The organism is Burkholderia sp. BCC1644, assembly GCF_902833225.1.
Taxonomy (GTDB): Bacteria; Pseudomonadota; Gammaproteobacteria; order Burkholderiales; family Burkholderiaceae; genus Burkholderia.
In genome coordinates this window covers 179223-198484 of the sequence record NZ_CADFEI010000010.1, presented here as the reverse complement: position 1 = coordinate 198484, position 19262 = coordinate 179223, and the positions used below count along the sequence as shown (strand labels likewise).

Genomic DNA, 19262 nt, shown 5'->3' with positions numbered 1-19262 from the left:
GGGGCTCCGGGCGGGCGAACAAAGGCGAACGAGGGTGAACGGGCCGGCGTCAGGCCGGATACGCGCGCTGCAGCAGCGCGGCGACGTCGATCGCGCGCGGATCGAAGCCGCCCGCGACGCGGCCCCAGTCGGGCGCGGCGAGCCGTGTCGCGACGAACGCGTCGGCGACGGCGGCCGGCGCGTCGCGGCGCAGCAGGCACGCCTGCGCGACGAGCGCGAGCCGCTGCGCGAACACGCGGCCCGACGCTTCGAGCGTGTCGGCCGGCGCGGCGAGCATCGCGCGCAACGCGTCGAGCGCCGCGCGGATGCGTGGTTCGTCCGCGCCGAGGCCGGCGAGTTCGTCGAACAGCGCGGCGGCCGCGTCGGGCTCGCGCGACACCGCGCGCAGCACGTCGAGGCACATCACGTTGCCGGAGCCTTCCCAGATCGAGTTGACGGGCGCCTCGCGGAACAGCCGCGCGATCGGGCCGTCGTCGACGTAGCCGTTACCGCCGAACACTTCCATCACCTCGCCGGTCAGCTCGACCGCGCGCTTGCAGACCCAGAATTTCGCGGCAGGCGTGACGATGCGTTTCCACGCGCGTTCGAGCGGCGAGTCGTCGCGTTCGAACGCGTCGGCGAGACGCATCGAGAGCGACAGCGCGGCTTCGCTTTCGAGCGCGAGATCGGCGAGCACGGTGCGCATCAGCGGCTGTTCGGCGAGCGCGCGGCCGAACGCGTGGCGCTGGCGCGTGTACGCGATCGCCTGCACGACGCCCTGGCGCAGCATCGCCGCGCTGCCGAGCACGCAGTTCAGCCGCGTGTAGGTGGCCATCTCGATGATGGTCGGGATGCCGCGGCCTTCGTCGCCGAGCATGATGCCCCACGCGTCGTTCAGCTCGATTTCGCTGCTGGAGTTGCTGCGGTTGCCGACCTTGTTCTTCAGCCGCTGGATCTCGACCGCGTTCTTCGTGCCGTCCGGCCGCCAGCGCGGCACGTAGAAGCACGACGGGCTGCCGGCCTCGGTGCGCGCGACGACGAGGTGCGCGTCGCACATCGGCGCGGAGAAGAACCACTTGTGGCCGCGCAGCCGGTATTCGCCGCCGCGCCCGCCCGCGCCGACCGGCGTGGCGAGCGTCGTGTTCGCGCGCACGTCGGAGCCGCCCTGTTTCTCGGTCATGCCCATGCCGAACCAGATCGAGCGCTTGTCGGCGACCGGTACGTCGCGCGGATCGTAAGCGTCGCTGTAGAGCTTGTCGCGCAGCAGGTCCCACAGCGCGGGCTCCTTCTGCAGCACGGGGATCGCGGCCTGCGTCATCGTCGCGGGGCACAGCGTGCCGGCCTCGATCTGCCCATGCAGGTAGAAGCCGGCGGCGGTCGCGGCCCAGCGGCCGCGGCGCGACTCGCGGAACGCGAGCGACACGAAGCCTTCGTGGCGATACTGGCCGAGCAGCGCGTGCCACGCCGGGTGGAAATCGACGCGGTCGATGCGCCGGCCGCGCCGGTCGAACGTGTTCAGTTCCGGCGGGTGGTGGTTGGCTTCGTCGGCGAGCCGCGCGGTGTCGGCGCTGCCGAGCCGTGCGCCGTAAGCGTCGAGCTGCGGCATGGCCCAGTCGGCGCCTGCCCGGGCGAGCGCGTCGCGCAGCGCGATATCCGTCGCGAAGAGGTTATAGTCGACGAGTTCGTCGAACTGGTTCGTAACGGCGTGAGTCGATTCGGTCATCGGGCGTGTCTCCGGTCTCATGCTTCGCGGGCAGCCGGCGTCATGCCGCCCGGAGGGCGCTTCGGCGCGGGTTCCGGCTCCCGGTAAACGTATTCCCTGCTGATTTCAGAGTAGCAAATATGCCGCCGCGACATGTTCAGGTTCCGGCGCCGCCCGGCCAGCCGGCGGCGCAACCCGCGCCCGCCTTGCGCCGCCGGCCGCGCCAGTCGCGCGCGCAGGCGAGCTCCGATGCGTTGCAGCAGGCGTTCGTTCAGCTTTTGCTCGAACGCGGCTATGCGAAGGCGACGATCCGCGAGATCGCGGCCGTCGCGGGCGTCAGCATCGGCACCTTCTACGAGTATTTCGGCGACAAGCAGAGCCTCGCGGCGCTTTGCATCCACCGCCGCGTGCTGGCGCTGGCCGACCGGTTGCGCGACGCGGTCGAGCGCTTGCGTGGCGTGCCGCGGGCCGAACTCGCGGCCGCGCTCGTCGACCTGCAGGTCGATGCGATCGCCGCCGACGCGGCGCTGTGGGGCGCGTTGTTCGTGCTGGAGCGGCAGGTGTCGCCGCTCACCGCGTACCGCCGGCATTACGACGCGTATGTCGCGCTGTGGCGCGACGCGCTGGCCCATGCGGCCGATCCGCCGCCGGCCACGCGGCTCGACGGGCTCGCCCGGATGGCCCATGCGATCTGCTACGGCGGCCTGTCGCAGGCCCTGCTGACGCTCGGGCCCGCGCTCGATTTCGCCGTGCAACGCCGCGAACTGCGAGCCGTGCTGCTCGCGTACCTGGCGGACGCGGACGCGTAGCGCCTCCAGGGGAAATGCCCGATTCGCATGTCGGGCCCGTCGGTCAGCCTCGCCGTTCCGTGCTTCTCCCTCCGAGCCATGAGAAAAACGCATGGCCGCCATGACGAACTTTCGTTTGTCCGCCGATATTGGCTCGGGCTAAATCATGCGGCAGATGCTGGGCCGCGCACGCCGCGCGGGCCTGCCCGAAGGACATCAGAAGGAGGAGTCATGCGAAGCGCCACCGCGCCCCGTTCGAAGCTGCCCGACGTCGGAACGACGATCTTCACGGTGATCGGCCAGCTGGCCGCTCAACACGATGCGTTGAACCTGTCGCAAGGCGCGCCGAATTTCGCGCCCGATCCGGCGCTCGTCGAAGGCGTCGCGCGGGCGATGCGCGACGGCCACAACCAGTACGCGCCGATGGCCGGCGTGATGGCGCTGCGCGAACGGCTCGCCGAGAAGACGGAAGCGCTGTACGGCGTGCGCTACGACCCGGCGACCGAGATCACGGTGATCGCGAGCGCGAGCGAAGGGCTGTACGCGGCGATCAGCGCGCTCGTGCATCCGGGCGACGAGGTGATCTACTTCGAACCGTCGTTCGACAGCTATGCGCCGATCGTGCGGCTGCAGGGCGCGACGCCGGTCGCGATCAAGCTGTCGCCCGAGCATTTCCGCGTGAACTGGGATGAAGTGGCGGCCGCGATCACGCCGCGCACGCGGATGATCATCGTCAACTCGCCGCACAACCCGACCGCGACCGTGTTCTCGGCCGACGATCTCGAGCGGCTCGCGCAGCTCACGCGCGACACGGGCATCGTCGTGCTGTCCGACGAAGTCTACGAGCACGTCGTGTTCGACGGCGCGCAGCACCAGAGCGTCGCGCGCCACCGCGAGCTGGCCGAGCGCAGCGTGATCGTGTCGTCGTTCGGCAAGTCGTTCCACGTGACGGGCTGGCGGGTCGGCCATTGCCTCGCGCCGGCCGAACTGATGGACGAGATCCGCAAGGTGCACCAGTTCATGGTGTTCTCGGCCGATACGCCGATGCAGATCGCGTTCGCGGAGATCCTCGCGCGGCCGGAAAGCTATCTCGGCCTGTCGGCGTTCTACCAGGCCAAGCGCGACCTGCTCGCACGCGAGCTCGCCGATTCGCGTTTCGAGCTGCTGCCGAGCGAAGGCTCGTTCTTCATGCTCGCGCGCTTCCGGCACTTCTCGGACGAAAGCGACAGCGATTTCGTGCTGCGCCTGATCCGCGACGCGCGCGTCGCGACGATTCCGCTGTCGGCGTTCTATACCGACGGCACCGATGCCGGCGTGATCCGGCTCAGTTTTTCGAAGGACGACGCGACGCTGGTCGAAGGCGCGCGGCGGCTGCGTTCGCTGTAAGAAACCGGCGACGGGCACCCGGCGACGGGCGCGTCGCATCGACCAGTCACAGGAGATCACGATGAAGCACACGGCCACCCTGAAACTCGCGTTTGCACTCGCATGCGCAATCGGCTCCGGCGCGGCGCTCGCCGACGCACAGACGCTGCGTTTCGGCCTTGAAGCGCAATACCCGCCGTTCGAATCGAAAGCGCCGAACGGCGATCTGCAGGGCTTCGACATCGACGTCGGCAATGCCGTCTGCCAGACGGCGAAGCTGTCGTGCAAATGGGTCGAGACGTCGTTCGACGGGCTGATTCCCGCGCTGAAGGGCCGCAAGTTCGACGCGATCAATTCGGCGATGAACGCGACCGAGCAGCGCCGCCAGGCGATCGACTTCACGACGATCATCTACCGCGTGCCGACCCAGCTGATCGCCCGTACCGGCAGCGGTCTGCTGCCGACGCCCGAATCGCTGAAGGGCAAGCGCGTCGGCGTGCTGCAGGCGTCGATCCAGGAAACCTACGCGAAGGCGCACTGGGAGCCGGCCGGCATCGCGATCGTCGCGTACCAGGACCAGAACCAGGCGTACGCGGACCTGGTCGCGGGCCGCCTCGACGCGACGCTCGTGCTCGCACCGTCCGGCCAGCGCGGCTTCCTGTCGCGCCCGGACGGCAAGGGTTTCTCGTTCGTCGGCCAGCCCGTGCACGACGACAAGATCCTCGGCAGCGGCATCGCATTCGGCTTGCGCAAGGGCGACGACGCACTGAAGGCGAAGCTCGACGCGGCGATCGACAAGCTGAAGGCGGACGGCACGGTGAAGACGCTCGGCCTGAAGTATTTCGGCGATATCGACATCTCGACCAAGTAAGCGGGGCCGCACGATGCAGAACCGGGAGACGGTTGGCGCGGGCGGCGAACCGCGCGACGTGCGGCTGTCGGGCGCGGCGCCCGACGCCGTGCTCGCCGCCGAACTGGGCGACGCGCTCGTCACGCGTTCCGCCGACATCGATCCGCGCTACTTCACCGCGTACAACGAGCCGGCCGGCGTGCGGCCGCGCGCGCTGGTACGCCCGCGCAGCGTCGACGACGTGTCGCGCACGCTCGCACTGTGCGCGCGGCTCGGGCAGCCGGTCGTGCCGCAGGGCGGGCTGACCGGGCTCGCGCGGGGCGCGGTCGCGCTCGGCGGCGAGGTCGTGCTGTCGATGGAGCGTTTTGCCGGTATCGAGGCGATCGATGTGGCGGCCGGCACGATGACCGTACGCGCGGGGACGCCGCTGCAGACGGTGCAGGAAGCCGCCGAAGCGGCGGGCTTCACGTTCGGTGTCGATCTCGGCGCGCGTGGCTCGTGCCAGATCGGCGGCATGCTCGCGACCAATGCGGGCGGCACGCGCGCGATCCGCTACGGAATGATGCGCGAGCAGGTGCTCGGGCTCGAGGCCGTGCTCGCGGACGGCACGGTCGTGTCGTCGATGAACCGGATGCTGAAGAACAACGCGGGTTACGACTTGAAGCAGCTGTTCATCGGCAGCGAGGGGACGCTCGGCGTCGTCACGCGCGCGGTGTTGCGGCTGCATCCGCTGCTCGCCGCGCCGGCTACCGCGCTTTGCCGCGTGCGCGATTACGACGCGGTGGTCGCGCTGTGGAACCGCGTGCGTACGTTGCCGGAAGTCGTCAGCTTCGAAGCGATGTGGCCGGCGTTCTACGATTACGTCGCGCGTCATACGCCGGGCGTCTCGGCGCCGTTTGTCGGCGACGATGGCTTCGCGGTGCTGATCGAATGCGCGACGAGCGCACCGGGCGGCGATGCGCACCAGGCGCTGGAAACGGGCCTCGCGGCCGGGTTCGATGCAGGGCTGGTGGACGACGCGGTGCTCGCGACGTCGGAGCGGCAGGCGCGCGATCTGTGGACGCTGCGTGAAGGTCTCGCGATCGATGCGCTGCCGCATCTCGTCAATTTCGACGTGAGCTTGCCGACGGGTGAACTCGGTGCGTTCGCCGAACGCTGCGAGGCGGCGCTGCGGGCGCGCTGGCCGGACGTCACGTGCCTGTTCTTCGGCCATGTCGGCGATGGCAACGTGCATATCGGCGTATCGCTGGCGGGGATGAGCGACGCGGACCTCGATGCGCTCGATCACTGCGTGTACGCGGTCGTGCGCGACATGGGCGGCTCGGTGTCGGCCGAGCACGGGATCGGCGTGCTCAAGCGCCCTTATCTCGCGCACACGCGCAGCGATGCGGAAATCGGGCTGATGCGACGCCTGAAGGCCGCGCTGGACCCGCGCGGCATCCTCAATCCCGGCAAGGTACTTTGACACGGTCGATTCCCGTGACTGACGGGAATCGACCTGCGTGACACGTCAGCCGTCCACCCAGCGCAGCGCGCCGATCTTCAGGTGTTCGACGACGCTGCGCGCCCAATCAAGCTCCGCATTGAGCAGCACCAGCGCATGTTCGTTCTGCAGCAGGAACAGGCGCGGCACCTGATCGGCCTGCGCGGTGGCGCGCAGCGTTTCCAGCCGTTCGCGCTCGGCGTCGAGCCGCGCAATCCGCAGTTCGAGTTGATGGCGGGCATCTTCGGCGTCGAGCAGCGGCAGGAACGCGAGGCCGGCGCCGAACACCGGAAATTCACGCGCGGGCTCCGCGAGCAGCGCATGCAGCCACGCCTGTCCCGCCGTGTGCCCGGCTTCGGTCAGCGCATACAGCGTGCGCTCCGGAAACGCGCCGTCGCGCTCGGTGTCGCGCACGGCGATCAGCCCGTCGCGCAGCAGCCGGTCGATCGTCTGGTAGAGGCTCGTGCGCTGCCGCACGTTGACGACTTCGTCGTATCCGCGGGCCTTCAGTTGCTGCAGCATCCCGTACGGATGCATGGGCGCTTCGGTGAGCGTCGCGAGGACGGCCAGCGCGAGCGGGGATGGGCGGCTCGTGGACATGAATAGTTATTGAATATCTAGTAAGGATATAACTATTCTCGACGATACTATCTTATTTCACAAGGGTTTCAGCCGAGGTGCGATCGCTTGGCAGCCGGTGCGACGGTTTCCATCGTCGCGAGACCATGCACGATTCCGCAATCCTCGACCGAATGCTCGCCGACGCACTGGCGGCGCAATTCGGTGAGCTGGTCGCGCAGATGCGTGAGTTCCGCGAGGCGCGCATCGACGTGCCCGATGTGATCGTCGAGCAGCGAATTGATCGAATCGCAGCGGTCGGCCGGGGTGTCGGTGAGCTGCAGCAGCGCGCGGATTTCGTCGTGCGCCATGTCGAGCGCGCGGCAGTTGCGGATGAAGCGCAGCCGTTCGACGTGCACATCGGTGTAGTTGCGGTAGTTCGAGTCGGTGCGCTCCGCATCCGGCATCAGCCCCTCTTTCTCGTAGAAACGGATCGTCTCGGGGGTGCAGCGGGCCGCTTTGGCCAGTTCGCCGATCTTCATGCCTTTCTCCCGTGTAAGGGTTGACCTTGTAGTGGCTTCAGGGTGTTAACTCTACACCGTCAAGCCACAAAGGAGGTTGTCATGACCGACGCCAAGCGTACCCACGACCCACGACACCGTCATGCCGACGGCGCCGATGCGTGCTGCGCCGACTCGCGCGACACGCAGACGGCGACCGTTGCCGACGCGGCGCCGGCGGCCGGCGAGCGCGCGCACGGCGAGGCTGCATCGCGCGGCCACGACCATGATCACGATCATTCGCACGGCGACGCGCATCAGCACGGCGCGACGTGCGCGCACGATCATGCCGCGTCCGACGAAGCGGGTCATGACCATGACCACGATCATTCACGCGGCGATGCGCATGTGCACGGCGCGGCGTGCTCGCACGACCACGCCGCGCATGACCATGCCGGTCACGACCACGACCACGACCACGACCACGCGGCCGGCGACTGCTGCGCGCCTGCGGCGCTGACGCTCGCGCCGCTGCCGGTCGCGCAGGCGACGGCGTCGGGCCACGTGCGCTCGGCGTTCCGGATCATGCAGATGGACTGCCCGACCGAGGAAACGCTGATCCGCAAGAAGCTCGGCGGGATGAACGAGGTGTCGGCGCTCGAATTCAACCTGATGCAGCGGATGCTGACCGTCGAGCACGTGCCTGGCGCACAGCCGGCGCTCGAAAGCGCGATCCGCTCGCTCGGGATGACGCCCGAGGCCGCGACGGCCGGCGCACCGGCGGCGCGCGTCGCCGACGCGCCCGCGAAGCCGTGGTGGCCGCTGGCGCTGGCCGGCGTCGCCGCGATCGCATCCGAAGGCGCGACGTGGGCCGGACTGCCAGTGTGGCTCGCGGCGGCGCTCGCGCTCGCCGCGGTGCTCGCGTGCGGGCTCACCACGTACAAGAAGGGCTGGATCGCGATCCGCAACGGCAACCTGAACATCAACGCGCTGATGAGCATCGCGGTGACGGGGGCGATGGCGATCGGCCAGTGGCCGGAAGCCGCGATGGTGATGGTGCTGTTCACGATCGCCGAGCTGATCGAGGCGAAGTCGCTCGACCGCGCGCGCAATGCGATCCAGGGCCTGATGCAACTCGCGCCGGATACCGCGACCGTGCAGCAGGCCGACGGCTCGTGGCGCACGATCGAGGCCGCGCAGGTCGCGCTCGGCGCGGTCGTCCGCGTGAAGCCGGGCGAGCGGATCGGGCTGGACGGCGAAGTCGTCGCGGGACGCTCGACGGTCAACCAGGCGCCGATCACCGGCGAGAGCCTGCCCGTCGAGAAGGCGACCGGCGACGCCGTGTATGCGGGCACGATCAACGAATCGGGTTCGTTCGAATACCGCGTGACGGCCGTCGCCGCGAACTCGACGCTCGCGCGGATCATCCACGCGGTCGAGGAAGCACAGGGCGCGAAGGCGCCGACGCAGCGTTTCGTCGACCAGTTCGCGCGCGTCTACACGCCGATCGTGTTCGCGGTCGCGCTGCTGGTGGCGGTGGTGCCGCCGCTCGTGATGGGCGGCGCGTGGCACGACTGGATCTACCGCGCGCTGGTGCTGCTCGTGATCGCGTGCCCGTGCGCACTGGTGATCTCGACGCCGGTGACGATCGTGTCGGGGCTCGCGGCCGCCGCGCGGCGCGGGATTCTCGTGAAGGGCGGCGTCTACCTGGAAGAAGGGCGCAAGCTCGCGTGGCTCGCGCTCGACAAGACCGGCACGATCACGCACGGCAAGCCGGTGCAGACCGACTTCGACGTGCATGCGGAAGACGCCGATGCAGCGCGTGTCCGCCACCTCGGTGCGAGCCTCGCGGCGCGCTCCGATCACCCGGTGTCGCAGGCGATCGCGGCCGCGGCGCGCGATGCCGGCACGGCGGCATTCGCCGACGTGCAGGACTTCGAAGCGATCGTCGGGCGCGGCGTGCGCGGCACGATCGACGGTACGCGCTACTGGCTCGGCAACCACCGGCTCGTCGAGGAGCTCGAGCGCTGCTCGACGGCGCTCGAAGCGAAGCTCGACGCGCTGGAGCGGCAGGGCAAGAGCGTCGTGGTGCTGGTCGACGAAGCGCGCGTGCTCGGCATCTTCGCAGTGGCCGACACGATCAAGGACACGAGCCGAGAAGCGATCGCCGATCTGCACGCGCTCGGCATCCGCACCGCGATGCTGACGGGCGACAACCCGCATACGGCGCAGGCGATCGCGCAGCAGGCCGGCATCGACGACGCACGCGGCAACCAGTTGCCGGAAGACAAGCTCGCGGCGGTCGAGGAACTGTCGGCCGGCGGCGCGGGCGCGGTCGGGATGGTCGGCGACGGGATCAACGATGCACCGGCGCTCGCACGTGCCGACATCGGTTTCGCGATGGGTGCGATGGGCACCGACACGGCGATCGAGACGGCCGACGTCGCGCTGATGGACGACGACCTGCGCAAGATTCCCGCGTTCGTGCGGCTGTCGCGCGCGACGCACCGCGTGCTGGTGCAGAACATCGGCTTCGCGCTCGGCGTGAAGGTGGTGTTCCTCGGCCTGACGGTCGCGGGGCTCGGCACGATGTGGATGGCGGTCTTCGCCGACGCGGGCGCGAGCCTGATCGTCGTGGCCAACGGCTTGCGGCTGCTGTCGTCCTCGGGGGCGTTCGGCGGTACGCAGGCCAAGCGTTGAGGAGCGGGCGATGAGCTTTCTGAAACGAATCCTGGGCGGCCACGGCGGCGGCCATGGCAGCGGGCACGGCAGTGGGCACGGCAACGGCGGCAGCGGTGGTCACGGCGGCGGCGGGCATCACGGCGGGCAGCGCCGGGACGGGCAGGGCGGCCACGACGCACGCGGCCGCGATCGCCACGGCTGGGGCTGGCAGGCGCCGGCCGACGCGAATGGCGGGCAGGGCGGCAACGTGCCGCTGAGCCAGCTCGCGTGTGCGGGCTGCGGCGCGGCGCAACGCAGCCGGGCCTGCGGCCGCTGCCACACCGCGCTGGCGGCCGACGCACGCTTCTGTCCCGGGTGCGGGACGCAGGCGGCATAACAAGCATGCCGCCCATTTGCGCCGGCCGGGCCTGACCATCGGCCGGCGCGCTTCGTTTCACGGCCGGCGCAGCGGCCCGTCGCTCAGCGCAGCGGCAGGTGGATCTCGGTACGCAGGTCGGCCGGCGCCGCGTCCATCGGCGTATTGAGGTACAGCTCGAACGGCGGTGCGTCGGCGGCTTCGCGGCCCGCATGACGCAGCCAGTCGCCGTACAGCCACTGGTAGGCCGTCTTCAGGTCCGCATACGGCCCCGTATGCAGCAGCACCGCGTATTCGCCGCCCGCGACCGTCGCGCGTTCGACCGGCGGCACGGGCTCGACGTCCGGTGCGTCGTCGGCCGGCATGAAGCACGCCTTCGCGCGCAGCTGCGCTTCGGGCGTCGTGTCCGGATCGTCGTAGAAAATACCGATCATCTTCGCGCCCGGGCCGATCAGCCCGTGCCGCCCGACCCAGGCGCCGATCCGACCGAACGCATCGCCGACCTTCAGGTACGCGCCGGTGTGCGCCACCGCGTAGCCACGCAGCTCCGGCAACCGCCGGATTTCGACTTCATGCTTGAACATGTCTTCCTCTCCTCTCTGTAGCGGATAGATCGGCCGGTGGACGCCCGTGCGCCGGTGCTGCGCGGGCGGCACGCCGTAGGCATCGCGGAACGCCCGCGCGAATGCGTGCGCCGAACCGTAGCCCGCCCGCCGCGCGATCTCGTCGATCGGCCGCGCGGTACACACGAGATCCTCGGACGCGCGCACGATCCGCATCCGCCGGACCGTCAGCACGATCGACTCGCCGTACAGCGCGCGGTACACGCGTTGCCAGTGATACGGCGACAGGCACGCGACTTCGGCGAGCCGGTTCAGGTCGAGCGGGCCGTCGAGATGCGCGCGAATGTATTCGTGAACGCGCGCCACGCTCGCCGCATAGCGGATCCACGCGGGTTTGTCGGCTTTCGTTTCGGCTGTCATCGACGTGTCCGGGCAAGAACCGAAGCCACGGTAGCACGGGCCGAATGGACAAATCTTGCGGAAATGCGTAGTCATCCTGAATCCGCCCCTTTTTAATTTTGCCGAAATGGGGTCTTGCCCCCCTGCGATCTATGACTAAAGTTAAAGACGGTGAAATCGGGTGATCGCGTCATTTTTCTCGGGTAAGTTGCTCGAACCGGGCAGCACGCTTTTCGAAGTACGCAGGTAGTTCGTCGATGTTCAATCGCAACACCACGTTTTTCGGGAGAAGAAGAAATGGATGCTTCCAGCTTCATCACGTCGCTGCAGGCCACGCTAGGCGGATACCTGCCCAAGATCGCCGGCGCGATCGGCATCCTGGTGATCGGCTGGCTGATCGCCGTGGTGGTGCGGGCCGGCGCGCTGCGCCTGCTCAATGCGCTGAAGGTCGACAAGCGGATCACCGACAGCACCGGCCAGGGCGCGTGCGTCGAGCGCATCATCGCCGGCGGGCTGTTCTGGCTCGTGCTGCTCGTCACCGCGGTGGGCATCTTCAACGTGCTCAACCTGTACGCGGTCTCCAATCCGTTCTCGCTGCTTGTCACGCACATCGTCAACTATCTGCCGAACCTGATCGGCGGCGCGGCGCTGACGCTGATCGCGTGGCTGATCGCGTCGCTGCTGCGCAGCCTCGCGAACCGCGCGCTGAAGGCCAGCAAGATCGACGACAAGCTGTCCGAAGGCGCCGGCATGCAGCCGATGAGCGGCTATCTCGGCGACGTGCTGTTCTGGCTCGTGATCCTGATGTTCCTGCCGGCGATCCTCGCGTCGTTCGCGCTGTCGGGCCTGCTGTCGCCGGTGCAGGGGATGGTCGACAAGCTGCTCGCGATCGTGCCGAACCTGTTCGCGGCCGCGGTGATCGGCTTCGTCGGCTGGATCGTCGCGCGCGTGCTGCGCGGCCTCGTGACGAACCTGCTCGTCGCCGCCGGGGCCGATCGCCTCACGCAGCGTCTCGACAGCCCGACGCCCGTGCGCGTGTCGAGCCTGATCGGCACGATCGTCTACGTGTTCGTGTTCGTGCCGACGCTGATCTCCGCGCTCGACGCGCTGAAGATCGAAGCGATCTCGATCCCCGCGACCAACATGCTGAACCAGTTTCTCGGCGCGGTGCCGGACATCGTCGCGGCGATCGTGATCGTGCTCGTCACGTTCTACTTCGCGCGCTTTGTCGCCTCGCTCGCGCAGAAGCTGCTGGAAGCCGCCGGCGTCGACGGGCTGCCGACCGTGCTCGGCGTCGAGCGCGTGTTCTCGGGCATCCTGCAGCCGTCGGTGCTGGTCGCGCGGCTGATCGTGTTCTTCGCGATGCTGTTCGCGTCGGTCGAGGCCGCGAACCGGCTCGGCTTCTCGCAGGTGCGCGACGTCGTCACGCTGTTCATCGAATTCGGCGGCCACGTGCTGATGGGCGGCGTGATCCTCGTGATCGGCGTGTGGCTCGCGGGCCTCGCGCGCCGCGTGATCGAGCAGGCCGACCGGGAACACAGCGTGCTGTTCGCGCGCATCGCGCAATTCGCGATCCTCGGCCTCGTGTTCGCGATGGGGCTGCGCGCGATGGGCATCGCGAACGAGATCGTCCAGCTCGCGTTCGGGCTCGTGCTCGGCGCGATCGCGGTGGCGGTGGCGCTGTCGTTCGGCCTCGGCGGCCGTGAAGCGGCCGGCAAGCTGCTCGACCGCTGGTTCAACCAGCGCGGCGGCGGGCAGTAAGCGGCGGGGAACCGGCCGCCTCGTGCGGCCGGATGGCATGCTCAATAGCCGCAGCTGGCGTTTCCGTAAGCGAAATTTGACATCCTCGCCCGCCTGAGGGTGGGGGATTCCTACTGCGTCTGACTGCCTATGCAGATAGCTCGCTTCGGTGGGTTCCTGCTGCTGGCGATTTTGCTGCATCGCTCACTTCACAGGCGCAACGGGCGTGTCCCGCCCTGAGCACATTGATCGCGCCGACCAAATCGGCGTTTTCCTTGAAACCGCAATTCACGCACTCGAACCGGGCTTGGGTCCGCCGGTTGTCCGCCGACATGTGCCTGCAGCGAGGGCACGTGCGGCTTGTGTTTTGCGGCGGCACGGCGACGAGATGCCCGCCGTTCCACGCCAGCTTGTAATCGAGTTGGCGCCGGAACTCGAACCAGCCCTGATCGAGGATGGATTTATTCAAACCGGACTTGGCTCGAACGTTCTTTCCTGGTTGCACGATACTACCCGCCGCCGATTTGGACATGTTCCGAATCTGCAATTCCTCGATGCATACGATCGCGTGGTTTTGGCTGATCGTGGTCGTGGCTTTGTGCAAGTAGTCGCGGCGGGCGTTGCCGATCCGGGCATGGATACGCTGGATGCGGGTTTTCGCTTTCTTCCAGTTGTTGCTGAACTTCAACTTGCGGCTCATCGCCTGCTGCGCACGGCGCAATGCCGCCTCATGCCGTCTGAAGCTGTTCAGCGGCGCGTAGCATGTGCCATCAGAGAGGGTGGCAAAGCGGACGATGCCTAGGTCGATACCGACCGTGCCGCCATTGGGAACAGGCCGTTCGACCGTGCGTTCGGTCTGGATGCTCACATGCCACTTGCCGCTGCTGGCCGATACCGTGACCTGTTTCACTACGCCCAACACGTCGCGGCTGTTGCGGTAGCGCAGCCAGCCGAGCTTGGGCAGAAAGATACGACTGTTACTCTGCTCAAGCTTGATCTGCTTCGGATCGGGATAGCGGAAACTGTCAGACTGGCCCTTCTTTTTGAAGCGCGGAGGGGCGGCACGCTTGGCAAAGAAGTTGGCGTACGCGCGCTCCAAATCCTTAAGCGTTTGCTGCAGGGGATGTGTCGGCGCATCTTTCAGCCATGGCGTCTGCGAGCTGTTACGCCATTCGGTGATCAGCTTGCACAGCCCGGCATAGTCGAGCTTCTTTTCGCCGCGTTCGTAGCGCTCCTGCTGCAACGCTAGCGACTTGTTGAAGACGAAACGGCACGCCCCGGCATAGCAGCGCATCTGACGCTGCTGTTCGCCAGTCGGGATCAGTTCATACTTGAAGGCTTGAAAGCGTTGCATGATTCAAGCGTATCAGCAAGCGAAAACACGCTGTCAAGTATGCCGGAGATATCCACGCTATCTCTCTGCCAGCGTTGAGGGTCTAGGCTGGCCACGTACCGAGGGAGCCGCGATCTTTGCCGAATTTCGATAACACGTCGTTTAATGACTCTCTAGCATCGATTCTCAGTCGCGCTGGCCGGCAGGCCCGGCGCCTTTGAGGAGAGAGTCCGATGAAAGCAGAGTCGAATGGCCGGCCCGCCGCCGGCGCCAAGTCGTCCGGCCAGCCCGCGCTGCAGCAGACGCTCGGGACCTGGCAACTGTGGGGTATCGCGGTCGGCCTCGTGATTTCAGGCGAATACTTCGGCTGGAGCTACGGCTGGGCGAGTGCCGGCACGCTGGGTTTCGTCGTCACCGCGCTGTTCGTCGCGGCGATGTACACGACCTTCATCTTCAGTTTCACCGAGCTGACGACGTCGATCCCGCATGCGGGCGGCCCGTTCGCCTATGCGCGCCGTGCATTCGGCCCGACCGGCGGTTATCTTGCCGGCGCCGCGACGCTCGTCGAGTTCGTGTTCGCGCCGCCCGCGATCGCGCTCGCGATCGGTGCGTACCTGCACGTGCAGTTCCCGGGCCTCGAGCCCAAGCACGCGGCGATGGGCGCGTATCTCGTGTTCATGGCGCTGAACATCGTCGGCGTGCAGATCGCGGCGACTTTCGAGCTGGTCGTCACGCTGCTGGCGATCTTCGAGCTGCTGGTGTTCATGGGCGTCGTGTCGCCGGGCTTCGCGTGGAGCAACTTCATGAAGGGCGGCTGGTCGGGCGCCGATCATTTCAGCGTCGGCGCATTCCACGGGATGTTCGCGGCGATCCCGTTCGCGATCTGGTTCTTCCTCGCGATCGAAGGCGTCGCGATGGCCGCCGAGGAAGCGAAGAACCCGAAGCGCTCGATTCCGATCGCCTACGTGGCCGGGATCCTGACCCTCGTTGCACTTGCGATCGGCGTGATGGTGTTCGCCGGCGGCGCGGGCGACTGGACCAAGCTCGCGAACATCAACGATCCGCTGCCGCAGGCGATGAAGTACATCGTCGGCGCGAACAGCGGCTGGATGCACATGCTCGTGTGGCTCGGGCTGTTCGGGCTCGTCGCGTCGTTCCACGGGATCATCCTCGGCTATTCGCGCCAGATCTTCGCGCTGGCCCGCGAAGGCTACCTGCCGGAATGGCTCGGCAAGGTGCATCCGCGCTTCAAGACCCCGCACCGCGCGATCCTCGCGGGCGGCGTGGTCGGCATCGCGGCGATCTACAGCGACGAGCTGATCCAGTTCGGCGGGCAGACGCTCACCGCGAATATCGTGACGATGTCGGTATTCGGTGCGATCGTGATGTATATCGTGAGCATGGCGTCGCTGTTCAAGCTGCGCCGTTCGCAGCCGAACATGGCGCGGCCTTTCCGCGCGCCGCTGTACCCGATCTTCCCGGCCTTCGCGATCCTGGCGGCGCTCGTCTGCCTGGGTACGATGGTGTACTTCAACGGGCTGGTCGCGCTGGTGTTCCTGGGCTTTCTCGCGGTCGGCTACGCGTACTTCCTCGCGACGCGTTCGCAGCGCGAGAGCGCGCCGGGCGACGCGCTGCTGGAGGAGTGAGCAGGGTGAAGGTGAAGGTAAAAGTGGAAGGCCGTTTCTGACGGTATCCGGCGCGCCCCGTCGAACGGGCGCGCCGTCGGCTTTTGGCTAGGATGGGCAAGGAGGCTCGCAGATGTCCTACACGGAGACGATCGGTCCGCGCACGTACCGCTTCGCGGACCTGAAGACGCTGCTCGCGAAGGCGAGCCCGCTGCGTTCCGGCGACCAGCTCGCCGGCGTCGCGGCGGCGAGCGAGGAGGAGCGGGTGGCCGCGAAGATCGCGCTCGCGGGCGTGCCGCTGAAGGCGTTCCTGAACGAAGCGGTGATCCCGTACGAAGACGACGAGGTCACGCGCCTCATCATCGACGATCACGACGCGCAGGCGTTCGCGGAAATCTCGCACCTCACCGTCGGCGATTTCCGCAACTGGCTGCTGTCGCCCGCGGCCGACGGCGCGGCGCTCGAACGGATCGCGCCGGGCCTCACGCCCGAGATGGTCGCGGCCGTGTCGAAGCTGATGCGCAACCAGGACCTGATCGCGGCCGCGCGCAAGCGCCGCGTCGTCACGCGCTTCCGCAACACGGTCGGGCTGGCCGGCCGGATGTCGGTGCGGCTGCAGCCGAACCACCCGACCGACGACGTGAAGGGCATCGCCGCGTCGATGCTCGACGGGCTGATGTACGGCTGCGGCGACGCGATGATCGGCATCAACCCGGCGACCGACAGCCTCGCGGCGATCGTGAAGCTGCTCGCGATGATCGACGGGTTCCGCGAGCGCTACGGCGTGCCGACGCAGTCGTGCGTGCTCACGCACGTGACCAACACGATCGCGGCGATCGAGAAGGGCGCGCCGGTCGATCTCGTGTTCCAGTCGATCGCAGGCACCGAGAAGGCGAACGCGAGCTTCGGGATCTCGCTCGCGCTGCTCGGCGAAGCGCACGAGGCCGCGTTGTCGCTGAAGCGCGGCACCGTCGGCAACAACCTGATGTACTTCGAGACGGGCCAGGGCAGCGCGCTGTCGGCGAACGCGCACTTCGGCGTCGACCAGCAGACCTGCGAAGTGCGTGCGTATGCGGTCGCGCGCAAGTTCGAGCCGTTCCTCGTGAACACGGTGGTCGGCTTCATCGGCCCCGAATACCTGTACGACGGCAAGCAGATCATCCGCGCGGGGCTCGAGGATCACTTCTGCGGGAAGCTGCTCGGCGTGCCGATGGGTTGCGACATCTGCTACACGAACCACGCGGAAGCCGACCAGGACGACATGGACACGCTGCTGACGCTGCTCGGTGCGGCCGGCATCAACTTCATCATGGGGATCCCGGGCGCGGACGACGTGATGCTGAACTACCAGAGCACGTCGTTCCACGACCAGCTCTACGTGCGCGAGGTGCTCGGGTTGCGCCGCGCGCCGGAATTCGAGGAGTGGCTGGAGACGATGGAGATCGCCGACGCGCACGGCGCGTTGCGTGCGGCGACGTCGCGCGTGCCGCTTTTGGCCGGCGCGAACGACTGGATGGGGTTGTCAGCATGAGCGACGCCGTCGAAAAGAACCCGTGGGGCCAGCTGAAGTCGTTCACGAACGCGCGGATCGCGCTCGGCCGCGCGGGCAACAGCCTGCCGACCGCGCCGCTGCTCGCGTTCAACCTGTCGCACGCGCAGGCGCGCGACGCGGTGCACCAGCCGCTCGATTCGGACGCGCTGCGGCGCGAGCTGGACGCGGCCGGCTTCGCGACGCTCGGCGTGCAGAGCGCCGCGCCCGATCGCCAGCATTACCTGCGCCGGCCCGATCTCGGCCGCAAGCTGTCCGACGAAGGGCGCGCGCTGCTGGCTGCGCACGGCGACGCGGTGAGCGGCGACGGACCCGATGTCGTCTTCGTGGTCGGCGACGGGCTGTCGGCGTTCGCGGCCGCGAAGCAGGCGTTGCCGCTGCTGCAGGCCGTGCGGCCGCGGCTCGATGCGGACGGCTGGCGCGTCGGCCCGGTGGTGGTCGCGACGCAGGCGCGCGTCGCGCTCGGCGACGAGATCGGCGAGCTGCTGCGCGCGAAGGTCGTCGCGATGCTGATCGGCGAACGGCCGGGGCTCAGCTCGCCGGACAGCCTCGGCGTGTACCTGACGTGGGCGCCGAAAGTCGGCTGCCACGACGCGCTGCGCAACTGCATCTCGAACGTGCGGCCCGAAGGGCTGCCGCACGCGGCGGCCGCGCACAAGCTGCATTACCTGATGACGCATGCGCGCAGGCTCCAGCTGACGGGCGTCGGGCTGAAGGACGACAGCGATGCGCTGCTGCCGCCGGCGGAAGCTGAGCGGATCGGGGCGGACTGAAAAGGGTCGTGCGCGGGCCGCTGCCGCGTGGCGGCATGCGTGCCATTCGAGCGGCACCAGGGCGGCTGTCGAGGCGCCCGTTACCCCGCTACCTGAACAGCCGCTCGCACAGAAAATCGACGAATACGCGCAGCTTCGGCGACAGCTGCCGGCTCGACGGCCACACGATCGAGAACTGCCCCGGCGCGATCCGGTAGTCGTCGAGCACGGTGACGAGCGCGCCGTGTTCGAGTGCGTCGCGCGCGAGGAAGTCGGGCATGTAGCCGATGCCGAGCCCCGCGAGCACGGTGCCGCGCAGCGCTTCCATGTTGTTGCAGGTCATCGCGGTGCGCAGCTTCAGCGGCGCGCCGTCGTCGGCCGCGAGCGCCCAGTCCTGCAGCTTGCCGGTGGTCGGGAAGCAGTAGCGCACGCAGTCGTGCGCTTCGAGGTCGCGCGGCGTACGCGGCGTGCCGGCCTGCGCGAGATACGCGGGCGTCGCGCACAGCACGAACGCGAACGGGCCGAGCCGCCGCGACATCAGGCTCGAATCGGACAGCGGCCCGCTGCGGATCACCGCGTCGAACCCGCCTTCGACGACGTCGACCATCCGGTCGTTGAAATCGAGATCGAGCTCGACGTCCGGATAGCGCTGCCGGAATTCGGGCAGCACGGGCAACAGGAAGCGGTAACCGATCACCGGCAGGCTCACGCGCAGCTTGCCGCGCGGGCGCTGCGCGGAGGCCGTCACGGTCGCTTCCGCTTCGCGGAAATCCTCGAGGATCCGCTGGCAGCGTTCGTGGAAGTGCCGCCCCTCCTCGGTGAGCGTGACGCGGCGCGTCGTGCGGTTGAACAGCCGCACGCCGAGCGACTGTTCGAGCTTCGCGATCGTCTTGCCGACTGCCGATGCCGAGATGCCGAGCGTGCGGCCGGCCGCGACGAAGCTCAGCGCTTCGGCGGTGCGGACGAAGGCGACGATGCCGGTGAGGTTTTCCATTGAGTCGAAGCGTGCGTGCCGACGCACGCGACCGGGAGAATTGCG

General features: G+C 68.1%; 16 protein-coding genes. 10 read left to right on the top strand and 6 right to left on the bottom strand.

Translation table 11 applies throughout. From position 1 onward, the window contains the following. Positions 1 to 49: 49 nt before the first annotated feature. Positions 50 to 1702, bottom strand: a complete 1653-nt coding sequence (locus tag HWX87_RS21390; protein WP_176049099.1) for an acyl-CoA dehydrogenase family protein — start codon at positions 1700 to 1702, stop codon at positions 50 to 52. A 119-nt stretch (positions 1703 to 1821) separates the two neighbouring features. On the opposite strand from HWX87_RS21390, the gene HWX87_RS21385 reads away from it, so the two are divergent. From HWX87_RS21385 to HWX87_RS21370, 4 genes are all read left to right on the top strand, one after another. After that, a complete protein-coding gene (locus HWX87_RS21385; RefSeq protein WP_176049097.1) occupies positions 1822 to 2490 on the top strand; it encodes a TetR/AcrR family transcriptional regulator in 669 nt (222 codons plus the stop codon). Positions 2491 to 2700: 210 nt separating this feature from the next. Then, positions 2701 to 3855, top strand: a complete 1155-nt coding sequence (locus HWX87_RS21380; RefSeq protein ID WP_176049095.1) for a pyridoxal phosphate-dependent aminotransferase — start codon at positions 2701 to 2703, stop codon at positions 3853 to 3855. A gap of 61 nt (positions 3856 to 3916) precedes the next feature. After that, positions 3917 to 4705, top strand: a complete 789-nt coding sequence (locus HWX87_RS21375; protein ID WP_176049093.1) for an ABC transporter substrate-binding protein — start codon at positions 3917 to 3919, stop codon at positions 4703 to 4705. Positions 4706 to 4718: 13 nt separating this feature from the next. Continuing rightward, a complete protein-coding gene (locus HWX87_RS21370; protein WP_176049091.1) occupies positions 4719 to 6149 on the top strand; it encodes an FAD-binding oxidoreductase in 1431 nt (476 codons plus the stop codon). A gap of 45 nt (positions 6150 to 6194) precedes the next feature. Here the strand turns inward: HWX87_RS21370 and HWX87_RS21365 are convergent, their stop codons facing one another. Next, positions 6195 to 6767: a PadR family transcriptional regulator gene (locus tag HWX87_RS21365; RefSeq protein ID WP_176049089.1), complete on the bottom strand. Its 573-nt coding sequence runs from the start codon at positions 6765 to 6767 to the stop codon at positions 6195 to 6197. Positions 6768 to 6835: 68 nt separating this feature from the next. Continuing rightward, the gene (gene cadR / locus HWX87_RS21360; protein WP_011546785.1) at positions 6836 to 7267 is read right to left on the bottom strand and encodes a Cd(II)/Pb(II)-responsive transcriptional regulator; all 432 of its coding nucleotides are present in this window, start codon (positions 7265 to 7267) and stop codon (positions 6836 to 6838) included. An 81-nt stretch (positions 7268 to 7348) separates the two neighbouring features. On the opposite strand from cadR, the gene HWX87_RS21355 reads away from it, so the two are divergent. Together HWX87_RS21355 and HWX87_RS21350 are read left to right on the top strand one after the other, a co-directional pair. Beyond that, positions 7349 to 9925 (top strand): heavy metal translocating P-type ATPase, encoded by a 2577-nt coding sequence (locus HWX87_RS21355; protein WP_176049087.1) that lies wholly within the window; start codon positions 7349 to 7351, stop codon positions 9923 to 9925. Positions 9926 to 9935: 10 nt separating this feature from the next. Then, the gene (locus HWX87_RS21350) at positions 9936 to 10283 is read left to right on the top strand and encodes a zinc ribbon domain-containing protein (RefSeq protein ID WP_176049086.1); all 348 of its coding nucleotides are present in this window, start codon (positions 9936 to 9938) and stop codon (positions 10281 to 10283) included. 83 nt (positions 10284 to 10366) lie between these two features. Here HWX87_RS21350 and HWX87_RS21345 read toward each other — a convergent pair whose 3' ends face one another. Beyond that, the gene (locus HWX87_RS21345; protein WP_176049084.1) at positions 10367 to 11245 is read right to left on the bottom strand and encodes an AraC family transcriptional regulator; all 879 of its coding nucleotides are present in this window, start codon (positions 11243 to 11245) and stop codon (positions 10367 to 10369) included. A gap of 276 nt (positions 11246 to 11521) precedes the next feature. Here HWX87_RS21345 and HWX87_RS21340 point away from each other — a divergent pair, with 276 nt between their 5' ends. Further along, entirely contained in the window at positions 11522 to 12985 is a 1464-nt protein-coding gene (locus HWX87_RS21340) for a mechanosensitive ion channel (RefSeq protein ID WP_176049082.1), read from the top strand. Between the two features lie 127 nt (positions 12986 to 13112). Here HWX87_RS21340 and HWX87_RS21335 read toward each other — a convergent pair whose 3' ends face one another. Further along, positions 13113 to 14318: an RNA-guided endonuclease TnpB family protein gene (locus tag HWX87_RS21335; protein ID WP_176049080.1), complete on the bottom strand. Its 1206-nt coding sequence runs from the start codon at positions 14316 to 14318 to the stop codon at positions 13113 to 13115. Between the two features lie 212 nt (positions 14319 to 14530). On the opposite strand from HWX87_RS21335, the gene eat reads away from it, so the two are divergent. The 3 genes from eat to eutC all read left to right on the top strand — a co-directional run bounded on the left by eat (position 14531) and on the right by eutC (position 18244). Then, positions 14531 to 15943: an ethanolamine permease gene (eat, locus tag HWX87_RS21330; protein WP_176049079.1), complete on the top strand. Its 1413-nt coding sequence runs from the start codon at positions 14531 to 14533 to the stop codon at positions 15941 to 15943. Between the two features lie 112 nt (positions 15944 to 16055). Next, complete coding sequence (locus HWX87_RS21325) at positions 16056 to 17453, top strand: ethanolamine ammonia-lyase subunit EutB (RefSeq protein ID WP_176049077.1); 1398 nt, start codon at positions 16056 to 16058, stop codon at positions 17451 to 17453. Next, positions 17450 to 18244 (top strand): ethanolamine ammonia-lyase subunit EutC, encoded by a 795-nt coding sequence (eutC, locus tag HWX87_RS21320; protein WP_176049075.1) that lies wholly within the window; start codon positions 17450 to 17452, stop codon positions 18242 to 18244. The genes HWX87_RS21325 and eutC overlap by 4 nt, the downstream gene beginning before the upstream one ends. A gap of 88 nt (positions 18245 to 18332) precedes the next feature. Here the strand turns inward: eutC and HWX87_RS21315 are convergent, their stop codons facing one another. Continuing rightward, positions 18333 to 19217 (bottom strand): LysR family transcriptional regulator, encoded by an 885-nt coding sequence (locus HWX87_RS21315; protein ID WP_176049073.1) that lies wholly within the window; start codon positions 19215 to 19217, stop codon positions 18333 to 18335. Positions 19218 to 19262: the final 45 nt, after the last annotated feature.

Excerpts from the sequence above, each read along its gene's own strand:
- HWX87_RS21370 (WP_176049091.1), top strand. The coding sequence starts at position 4,719 with ATGCAGAACCGGGAGACGGTTGGCGCGGGCGGCGAACCGCGCGACGTG.
- eutC (WP_176049075.1), top strand. The coding sequence starts at position 17,450 with ATGAGCGACGCCGTCGAAAAGAACCCGTGGGGCCAGCTGAAGTCGTTC.
- HWX87_RS21315 (WP_176049073.1), bottom strand. The coding sequence starts at position 19,217 with ATGGAAAACCTCACCGGCATCGTCGCCTTCGTCCGCACCGCCGAAGCG.
- HWX87_RS21340 (WP_176049082.1), top strand. The coding sequence starts at position 11,522 with ATGGATGCTTCCAGCTTCATCACGTCGCTGCAGGCCACGCTAGGCGGA.
- HWX87_RS21375 (WP_176049093.1), top strand. The coding sequence starts at position 3,917 with ATGAAGCACACGGCCACCCTGAAACTCGCGTTTGCACTCGCATGCGCA.
- HWX87_RS21350 (WP_176049086.1), top strand. The coding sequence starts at position 9,936 with ATGAGCTTTCTGAAACGAATCCTGGGCGGCCACGGCGGCGGCCATGGC.
- HWX87_RS21385 (WP_176049097.1), top strand. The coding sequence starts at position 1,822 with ATGCCGCCGCGACATGTTCAGGTTCCGGCGCCGCCCGGCCAGCCGGCG.
- eat (WP_176049079.1), top strand. The coding sequence starts at position 14,531 with ATGAAAGCAGAGTCGAATGGCCGGCCCGCCGCCGGCGCCAAGTCGTCC.
- HWX87_RS21325 (WP_176049077.1), top strand. The coding sequence starts at position 16,056 with ATGTCCTACACGGAGACGATCGGTCCGCGCACGTACCGCTTCGCGGAC.
- HWX87_RS21390 (WP_176049099.1), bottom strand. The coding sequence starts at position 1,702 with ATGACCGAATCGACTCACGCCGTTACGAACCAGTTCGACGAACTCGTC.
- HWX87_RS21380 (WP_176049095.1), top strand. The coding sequence starts at position 2,701 with ATGCGAAGCGCCACCGCGCCCCGTTCGAAGCTGCCCGACGTCGGAACG.
- HWX87_RS21355 (WP_176049087.1), top strand. The coding sequence starts at position 7,349 with ATGACCGACGCCAAGCGTACCCACGACCCACGACACCGTCATGCCGAC.
- HWX87_RS21365 (WP_176049089.1), bottom strand. The coding sequence starts at position 6,767 with ATGTCCACGAGCCGCCCATCCCCGCTCGCGCTGGCCGTCCTCGCGACG.
- HWX87_RS21345 (WP_176049084.1), bottom strand. The coding sequence starts at position 11,245 with ATGACAGCCGAAACGAAAGCCGACAAACCCGCGTGGATCCGCTATGCG.
- HWX87_RS21335 (WP_176049080.1), bottom strand. The coding sequence starts at position 14,318 with ATGCAACGCTTTCAAGCCTTCAAGTATGAACTGATCCCGACTGGCGAA.
- cadR (WP_011546785.1), bottom strand. The coding sequence starts at position 7,267 with ATGAAGATCGGCGAACTGGCCAAAGCGGCCCGCTGCACCCCCGAGACG.